Raw genomic sequence first — 8,939 nt, 5'->3', positions numbered from 1 at the left:
GTTGAGGCGTTCCAGGAGGAAGGCACTGCGGGTAATCACGCTCAGCAGTGTCACGCTCGTCTCGCTGCTCGCGGGGGCGGCCATCACCGCCGGATACACGTCGACCGGGGCGGTGCCGCAGACCGACACCGCGACCGCCGCCGCGGCCTCCGCCGACCAGTACGTCACCGGTGACTCGACCGGGTTCACGAAGGCGCCGGACGAGACCCTCACCCGGCAGCAGGTCGTCACCACCGGCCAGGGGCTCAACTACGTCAGCTACGCCCGGGTCTACCGGAACCTGCCGGTCTTCGTCGGCGGTGACCTCGTCGTGGTGACCGACCGCGACGGCAAGGTGCGCAGCAGCAACGCGTCGAGCCTGGTGCCGATCAGCGCACCGGTCGACCCGAAGATCACCGAAGCCAAGGCCAAGACCCTCGCCCTGCGCAACCGGCCCGGCGCCGTCGCCGGCGATCCCACGCTGGGCGTGGTCGCGGCGGCCGGCAGCAAGCTCGTCTGGGAGGTCGTCGCCACCCGCGGCGGCGCGCAGCCGAGCCGGGCGCACGTCTACGTGGACGCGATCACCGGCGCGGACGCCGGTTCCTGGGACGAGATCTCGGCCGGCACCGGAACCGGGCACTACAACGGCACCGTGGAGATCGGCACCACCGGCAGCGCCGGCGCCTTCCAGATGAAGGACCCGGCGCGCGGCAACATGACCACCAGCAACGACCGGACCGGGCAGATCTTCACCGACGCCGACGACAGGTGGGGCACCGGCGCCGGCAGCGACCTGCCGACCGGAGCCGTCGACACCCAGTACGCCGGCGGCGTCATGGTCGACATGCTCAAGACCAAGCTCCACCGCAACGGCATCGACGGCAACGGCGGCACCGCGGCGATGTTCGTCGGCCTCAACGAGGTAAACGCGTTCTACAGCTGCGCCGGCACCACCAACGCCGGCCAGGACCAGGCGAAATACGGCAAGACCAGCGACGGCGCCCGGCAGGTCAACGCGATCGACGTGGTGGCGCACGAGCTGGGCCACGGCGTCTTCTGCCACACCCCCGGCGGCAGCCGCGGCACCTCCAACGAGACCGGTGGCCTGAACGAGGCGACCGGCGACATCTTCGGCACCCTCGCCGAGGCCTTCGCGGCCAACCCCAACGACCCGGCCGACTTCACCGTCGGCGAGCAGGTCGACCTGGCCGGCAGCGGGCCGATCCGCAACATGGTCGACCCCTCGAAGCTCGGCGACCCCAATTGCTTCTCCTCGGCCATCCCCGGCACCGAGGTGCACTCCGCGGCCGGGCCGCTGAACCACTGGTTCTACCTGGCCGCCGAAGGATCCGCGCCGGCCGGTAAGCCGGCCGGCCCGACCTGCAACAACAGCACGGTCACCGGGATCGGGCTGTGGGAGGCCGGCGAGGTCTTCTACCACGCGCTGCTGCGCAAGACGTCGGGCTGGACCTACACCAAGGCCCGGAAGGCGACCTTGGAGGCGACGCTCGAGCTGCACCCGTCCGGATGCGGCGAGTTCACTGCGATCAAGGCCGCCTGGGACGCGGTGAGCGTGCCCGCCTCCGGCGACCCGACCTGCACCGCCGCCACCCCGGCGCCCACGACGGCTGCTCCGTCCCCGCAGCCGTCACCGACCGCCACGCCGGCCGCGGCGGTGCCGGACATCGACAGCGCCAAGGTCGAGGCCGACCTCGACGAACTCGCCCGGATCGCGACCGCCAACGGCGGCAACCGGGCGCACGGCAAGCCCGGCTACCAGAAGTCGGTCGACTTCCTCAAGGGCAAGCTCGACGCGGCCGGCTACACCACCCGGATCCAGCAGTTCACCTCCAACGGCGCGACCGGTTACAACCTGATCGCCGACCTGCCCGGCCGGGGCGACCCCACCAAGGTCGTCATGCTCGGGGCGCACCTGGACAGCGTCGCGGCCGGAGCCGGCATCGACGACAACGGCTCCGGCTCGGCCGGCATCCTCGAGGTTGCTCTCTCCTACGCCACGAGCGGGGCGCAGGGGGACAAGGCCATCCGCTTCGGCTGGTGGGGAGCGGAGGAGCTGGGCCTGGTCGGGTCGAAGGCGTACGTCGCGTCGCTCTCCACCGCCGAGCGGGCGAAGATCACCGGCTACCTCAACTTCGACATGATCGGCTCGCCCAACGCCGGGTACTTCGTCTACAACGACGACACCCGGGGCACCGCGATCGGCGCGGCGCTGAAGGCCGGGTTCGCGGCGAAGAACATCGCCACCGAGAACGTCGACGTGCAGGGACGCTCCGACCACGCCTCGTTCAAGGCGGCCGGCATCCCGACCGGCGGCACGGCGACGCTCAGCCTCGCGTCGGCGATGAGTGCGGCCCAGGCGGCGAAGTGGGGCGGGACGGCCGGGCAGCCGTTCGACTCCTGCTACCACCAGAGCTGCGACGGCCGGACCAACATCAACGCCACCGCGCTCGACCGGCACACCGACGTGGCGGCGTACGCGGCGTGGACGCTGACCGGCGTGGCCGCGCCTTCCTTGGAAAACGGTGCCGACTTCCTCCTCCGGGACCGGGCCACCGTCGAGTCGCCGATCACCGTGCAGCACCCGGGCCTGGCGCCCAGGACGCTGACCGTGGACGTGGACATCAAGCACGCCTCCCGCGGTGACCTGCAGATCCGCCTGCTGGCCCCGGACGGCACCGCATTCCTCCTCAAGAAGGCGAGTCGGTTCGATCGCCGCGACGACGTGAAGCTGACCGCGACCGTCGACGCCTCGGCCGTGCAGGCCACCGGAACCTGGCGGCTGCGCGTCCGTGACCTCTACTCCGGCGACACCGGAACGCTCAACGCGTGGGGTCTGACGTTCTGATACGTCACCGTGGGTGCGGGTGCCGACCATGGCGCCCGCACCCCGCGGACGGCTATGGTCGCTACCCAGCTTCCCGCCGGCCGTACGGATCGGAATGAGACGCAGCTACGTCCTCGTCGCCCTCGCCGTCACCACCCTGGTGGCCCTGGCGTTCTGCATCCCGCTCGGCCTGCTCGTCATCACCGCGGCCCAGGACCGGGCCCTTCGCGAGGCCGAGCGGCAGGCGCTCGGCCTCTCCCCCGTCGTGGTCGTGGCCACCGACCGTGAGCTGGTCCTCAGCTCGATCCTGAGCACCGACGCGGGCCACGAGGGCCGGATCGCCGCGCACCTGCCCGGACTGGGCACGGTCGGCACCGCCCGGGCCGGCGAGGCCGAGGTCGCCCTGGTCCGGCAGCGGCAGGTGGCCGGCACCGCGGACGTCGCCGGCGGCCGGGTCTACCTGCGCCCGGTGGCCCTGCCCGGCGGCGAGATCGCGGTCATCGAGGTCTACGTCCCGGCCACCATGCTGCGCAAGGGCGTCAGCACCGCGCTCGCCGTCCTGGCCCTGGTCGGCATCGTCCTGATCGGGCTCTGCGCGTTCCTCGCCGACCGGCTCGCCGCCCAGGTCGTGCGGGCCACCCGCGACCTCGCCCGCACCGCCACCAACCTCGGCGCCGGCCGGCTGCACGCCCGCACCCGGCCGAGCGGGCCGAGCGAGATCGAGGAGGTCGGCACCGCCCTCAACGTGCTCGCCGACCGGTTCGGCGACCTGCTCGCCGCCGAGCGCGCGCTGGCCGGGAACCTGTCACACCGGCTGCGGGTGCCGCTGACCGCGCTGCGGCTCAACGCCGAGGCGATGCCGACCGGCGACGACCGGGACCGTCAGCTGCGCGTCGTCGACCGGCTCGAACAGGAGATCAACGCGGTGATCACCGAGGCCGGCCGGCCCCTCGTCGCCCGGCCCCGGCTCGAATGCGACCTCGGCGCGGTGGTGACCGACCGGACCGCGTTCTGGGGTGCGCTCGCCGAGGACCAGGGGCGGCCGTGGCAGGCCGACCCGCCGCCGGCCGGGATCACCGTGCCGGCCGCCTTCTCGGTGGTGGCCGAGGCGCTCGACGTGCTGCTCGGCAACGTCTTCCACCACAGCCCCGACGACGCCGCCTGCCGGGTGACGGTCCAGCAGTCCGCGGACTTCACCGAGGTCGTGGTCGAGGATGCCGGCCCCGGCTTCGCCGACCCGGCCGCCGCCCTTGCCCGCGGGGTCAGCGGCGCCGACTCCACCGGCATCGGCCTGGACATCGCCCGGAAGCTCGCCGCGGACACCGGCGGGGAGCTGCGGATCGAGCGCAGCGACCTGGGCGGCGCCCGGGTGGTCCTGGCCCTCGGGGTTGCCGCATCCGACCCGCCGGTGAAATCACCTTGGTGGCGGATCGGTGGCGGCGCGCACGCCCGTTTCTAGTCTTTGGGGGCCGACAGCTGGATGCCGACGCCGCGGACCGTGTGCAGGTAGCGCGGGCTGGCGGCGCGTTCGCCCAGCTTGCGGCGCAGCCAGGTGACGTGCACGTCGACCGTCTCCACCGACCGGCTCTCCAGCGGCCACACGTCGGCCAGCAGCTGCCGGCGGTTGACCACCTTGCCGGGCCGCTGCATCAGGTAGGCGAGCAGGTCGAACTCCAGCCGGGACAGCTGCAGCGGCTCGCCGTCCAGCGACGCCGACCGGCCGTCCGGGTCGAGGGTCAGCCCGCCCACGGTCAGCACCGACGACGCCGGCGCGTTGCCGCGGCGCAGCACCGCCGCGATCCGGGCCTCGATCTGCTCCGCCGAATACGGCTTCACCACGTAGTCGTCCGCCCCCGCCCGCAGCAGGCGGATCATCTCGGACTCACCCTCCCGCGCGGTCGCCACCACGATCGGCACCGAGGAGACGAGCCGGATGTTGCGGAGCACGGTCGCCCCGTCCAGATCCGGCAGACCGAGATCGAGCACCACCACGTCCGGATTCCACGCGGCGGCGTCACGCAGCCCGTCGAGGGCCCGCTCGCACAACCGAACCGCGTGACCGGTGGCGCTCAGTAGCCGTCCGAGAGCTTCCCGTACATCCGCATCATCTTCGATGACCAGCACTCGCGACATCAATACACGGTATCGCTGAGGCAGAATGTCATCATGGGCCGGAGCTGGAAATATGTCGCCGCGTGGCTCAGCGTGACGGTCACCGCCGTAACTGTCACCTGGTTCGGCGTACGCCTCGGGGTCGCCCCGACGCTGACCGGCGACCCACCGGTGGCCATCGATGCCAACCGCCGCTACACCGAGCTCCGCTTCGGCGCCGCCGAGCCGACCGTCGCCGTCACCACGACACCCGCCCCGGCCGTGACGACGTCGAAGCCCCGGCCGAGCCCGTCGCGCACCAAGGCACCGACCACCCGCCCGGCCGCCTCCTCCCCCACCGCGCCCCCGTCGGCCTCGCCGTCGCCGACGGTGGACCGCCGCCCCCGCTACCGGGTCCCGGCCGACGGCGGCAGCATCGTCGTCGCCTACTCGTCGACGCGGGTGGACGTGGTCGACGCCGACCCCGATCCCGGCTACGTGGCCAGCGCCACCCGCCGCAGCGACACGATCATCGTGGTCCGCCTCGCCACCTTCGGCCACACGTCGGTCATCACCGCGTACTGGAACGGCGGCCCCGCCGCCCAGGTGATGGAGGACTACACCGCATGACCGAGCGGCAGATCGCCGCCGCGCTACGCGGAACCGTGCTCGACGGCCACGCGGTGGAGGAAGGGCTCGGCGGCACGTTCCTGGTGGACGACGTCGACCCGACCGACCTGGTGACAAGCTGGCAGGCCGCCCGGCGAACCGGCCGGCATCCGGTCTTCACGCTGCCCGGCGACCTCGACCACGAGCCGGAGCCCGCCGAGCTCGCTTCGCTGGACCAGTCGGCCCGAACGACCGATCCGTGGTCGGTGTATCGGCGGGCCGATTACCAGCAAGAGGTGGAACGCTACGTCGCCGCGTTCCTGGGCCCCGGCATGGTGGACCGCGCGGTCGAGCAGCTGCCCCGCCCGACCACCGACGCGGCCCTCCAACGATGGGTCTACGACACCGTCCTGGCCGACCCTTCGCCGGCCGCCCGGGTCGCGCCCGGATTCGCCTACCTGATCGGCACGAAGCGCTGGCACACCTGGCCGGAGGTGCAGCTGGTGTTGCTGCCGACGACGTCGTCGTGGCTGGCCCCCGCCTGGGTCAACTATTTCGGCGCAGCCCGCCCCGACGGCCAGGCCGCGTGGGCCGCGGCCCTGTGGCAGTGGGACCAGCACTGGGGCGCCGGCCTGGTAGCCGCCTGGGGAACCATGCTGCAACTCCTGACCACCCGCCGCCCGGCGCCCGGCGACCAGGCATGGCAGCTGGCCGGCCAACTCCTGGCCGTCGGCGGCAGCCTCGAATGCGAACAGTGGCAGCTGGCAATAGCCCTGACCCAAGACGACGCCTGGTTCCTGCACGACCGCCCCTGAAGCCCAAATGCCATCCGGCCGAGCGAAATGTCGCTCGACCGGATGTGCCGGGTCTGGCTGGTTGACCCAATTTCCTTGATAGCGGGGTCCGAGCAGCACGGGTCACGACTTCGATTTCCTTGATGTCGGGCCCTCACCCACGCCACGAGACCCCAATTTCCTGAATCTCGGCCCCTCACGGCCAACGCGAGGCCCCAACTTCCGCGACAGCGGGGTCCGAGCAGCACGGGTCACGACTTCGATTTCCTTGATGTCGGGGCCTCGGGCGTGCGACGAGACCCCGATTTCCTGAATCTCGGCCTCTGGCGGCCGACGCGAGGCCCCAACTTCCGCGAAGTCGGCAGCCACCAGCCCTCTGGCCCCCGGTCCACAGCCCCCGCGCTCCGCGCCCCGCCCGGCCGCGAGTGCCATCTGCGCCGGCTCGGCTAGAGCAGGTCGGCGAGCAACTTCTCCGGTTGCAGCGCGTCGTACGTACACTCCGAAGCCGTTCCGAAGGTGATCGTTGCCTTTGCCGGGTCGTCGACCAGCTCCGCGCCCCGGACCCGGGCGTGCCGCAGGGCCAGCGCGGCCACGCTCACCTTGGTGTGGTGGCGGCCCGCCACCGCCGACACCAGCGTCGCGATGTCGTGGCCGTCCTTCTCGACCCGCGCTCGCGGCTCGCTCTGCAGGTAGACGTCGACGTACAGGATCTCGTGTGTCTCCAGGTCGAGCAGCATCGGCACGGCGTAACGCTTGCCGCCGGTCAGGGCGAACGCGTTCGCCACCGTGGCCGGGTCGAAGACCCGGGTTGCGCTGGTCGCGTCGGTCCGCAGCATCCAGCCCGTGCACGCCTCGGCCAGCGCGTCGAAAGTGGGCCCGGCGTAGCGGAAGATCACCGGGACCAGGTAGCGCCAGCCGCGCTTGTGGCCGAGCTTCGCGGCCTTCGTCAGGTCGATGTCGAGGAACTCCTCGGCGCCGTCCGGCGCGGACGTCAGGTCGCCCGAGTGGGTCAGCACGCCGTTGCCCAGGTTGGTCCAGGACACCTGGTCGACGAAGGCGAACGACGCGTCCAACACCATGCACGACAGGTCAAGGTCGCTGGTCTCGCCGTCCTCGCGCCAGTGCACGAACAGGCGCACCACGTCCGCCTCGCCCAGCGGCAGCCGGCTGCCCCGCTCCACCTGCACCAGGCCCTGCGCGGTGGCCCGGAGCTGGTCGGGCAGCAGCAGGCGGTCGAGGCCCGGCTCGATGTGCACGGTCTCGCCGTGCCAGTCGCCCTTGGCCTCGATCGCGGCGTCCACCGCGGCGTCGATCGCGCCGAGCAGCTCGGCCCGGAACTCGGCCGGCACGGCCAGGTGACCCGGTTCGCGCACGATCGGCAGCGAGGAGCCGTCCTTGCCGAAGACCACCCGAGGATACGTACGGCCGTTGTCGGCGACCTGTGCGCGGGCGGCGAGCAGCACCCGCAACGGAATGCGCTCGGCCGCGCCGGTGAGCGCGCCGACCAGCGCGGCCCGGTCCTTGGGCCCGGTAGCAGCGAGCGACCCGAGCCGGCGCAGGCTTCGGCCGAGCACGCCCGGCGCCTCCGCGGCCGCGATCCGGGCGGCGCCGGCGGTCTTGCCGTCGGCGAGCAGCCGCTCGAAGCGGCTCGGGAACGACGCCCGGTCGTGCCGGCTGTTGCGCAGCCGCGCGAACGTCTTCTGCACCAGCGGCGCCCGGAACTCCCCGACGTGCAGCCCACGGTCGATGGCCAGCCACAGCCCGCGCCGGCGGAACACGTCCCCGAGCCGGTCACTGACCTCCAGGGTGTTGACGACGATGCGGCGGTCGGCGCGGGACAGCCGCGGATAGCCGACCGGCTCGGCAAGGCTGAGGTCGCCGCCGGTCAGCTTGGCGAACAGCCGCAGCAGGTCGTCCGGGCCGGCACCGGTGAACGGCAGGCGGGTGCGGTCGAGCGCCCAGATCAGCTCGAACAGCAGGGTCCGGTTCTCCCGGAAGCGCACGTCACCGATCGCGATGCCGTCCACGCCGAGCCGCCCGACCAGCACGCCGAGGTCGCTCTGCACGTCCTCGCGCAGCGACGCGGCGCTGCCGAAGCAGTCCCGCATCCAGTCGGCCAGCCGCGCTTCGAGCTCCTCGCGGCCGACGATCCGCACGGTGATCCACTCGACCCGGCTGTCGCCCGGCAGCAGCGCCTGCGCCCGCCGGTCGGCGTCGGCCCGCTCGGCGTCCTGCGGGATCGACGAGGCCGGCCACCAGCTGAACCGCTGAAAGTCGAGCGCGTCGTGCCAGCTTTCCGGCGTGTCCTCGCGGCCGAGCATCCGCACCCGGGCGACGACGAACCGGAAGAGCGCATTGTCGAACTCCGGCAGCGTCTCCGGAAACCCGCGGAAAAGAGGCGCATAGGTGCCGGTCTCCCCACGCTTGACGCGTACGTGCGCGATCAGCTCCCGATGCCCGCCGGCCAGCCCGTCGGTGATCTCCTCCGGATTGACGAACCGCACGCCGACATGCGCGAACTCGGCCAGCAGCGGCGCGGCGACGGCCTGAGTGGCGATGCCCGCGGGCGTCACGACAAGTCCCAGCCGATCAAATCCGATGCGCTCCAGCGCGTCCACGTA

6 protein-coding genes are annotated in these 8,939 nt (G+C 72.2%); 4 read left to right on the top strand and 2 right to left on the bottom strand.

The genetic code is table 11. The annotated features are described in order from the left end of the window. Position 1: 1 nt before the first annotated feature. Positions 2–2,845, top strand: a complete 2,844-nt coding sequence (locus Adu01nite_RS13935) for a M28 family peptidase (RefSeq protein WP_239132379.1) — start codon at positions 2–4, stop codon at positions 2,843–2,845. A 94-nt stretch (positions 2,846–2,939) separates the two neighbouring features. After that, entirely contained in the window at positions 2,940–4,283 is a 1,344-nt protein-coding gene (locus Adu01nite_RS13930; protein WP_203727142.1) for a HAMP domain-containing sensor histidine kinase, read from the top strand. Here the strand turns inward: Adu01nite_RS13930 and Adu01nite_RS13925 are convergent. After that, a complete protein-coding gene (locus tag Adu01nite_RS13925; RefSeq protein ID WP_203727331.1) occupies positions 4,280–4,948 on the bottom strand; it encodes a response regulator transcription factor in 669 nt (222 codons plus the stop codon). The two genes, Adu01nite_RS13930 and Adu01nite_RS13925, sit on opposite strands and share 4 nt — an antisense overlap. A gap of 42 nt (positions 4,949–4,990) precedes the next feature. On the opposite strand from Adu01nite_RS13925, the gene Adu01nite_RS13920 reads away from it, so the two are divergent. Together Adu01nite_RS13920 and Adu01nite_RS13915 are read left to right on the top strand one after the other, a co-directional pair. Next, on the top strand, positions 4,991–5,545 hold the full coding sequence (locus tag Adu01nite_RS13920) for a hypothetical protein (RefSeq protein ID WP_203727140.1): 555 nt from the start codon (positions 4,991–4,993) through the stop codon (positions 5,543–5,545). Continuing rightward, on the top strand, positions 5,542–6,339 hold the full coding sequence (locus Adu01nite_RS13915) for a DUF4253 domain-containing protein (RefSeq protein ID WP_203727138.1): 798 nt from the start codon (positions 5,542–5,544) through the stop codon (positions 6,337–6,339). The genes Adu01nite_RS13920 and Adu01nite_RS13915 overlap by 4 nt, the downstream gene beginning before the upstream one ends. A gap of 425 nt (positions 6,340–6,764) precedes the next feature. Here the strand turns inward: Adu01nite_RS13915 and Adu01nite_RS13910 are convergent, their stop codons facing one another. Then, positions 6,765–8,936 carry a TerD family protein gene (locus Adu01nite_RS13910; RefSeq protein ID WP_203727136.1) on the bottom strand — a complete coding sequence of 724 codons (2,172 nt, stop codon included), beginning with the start codon at positions 8,934–8,936 and terminating at the stop codon, positions 6,765–6,767. Positions 8,937–8,939 lie beyond the last annotated feature (3 nt).

The sequence above is a fragment of the Paractinoplanes durhamensis genome (genome assembly GCF_016862175.1).
Classification (GTDB): domain Bacteria; phylum Actinomycetota; class Actinomycetes; order Mycobacteriales; family Micromonosporaceae; genus Actinoplanes; species Actinoplanes durhamensis.
Note: the sequence above shows the minus strand (reverse complement) of the source record. Positions and strands in the feature narration are given on the sequence as shown.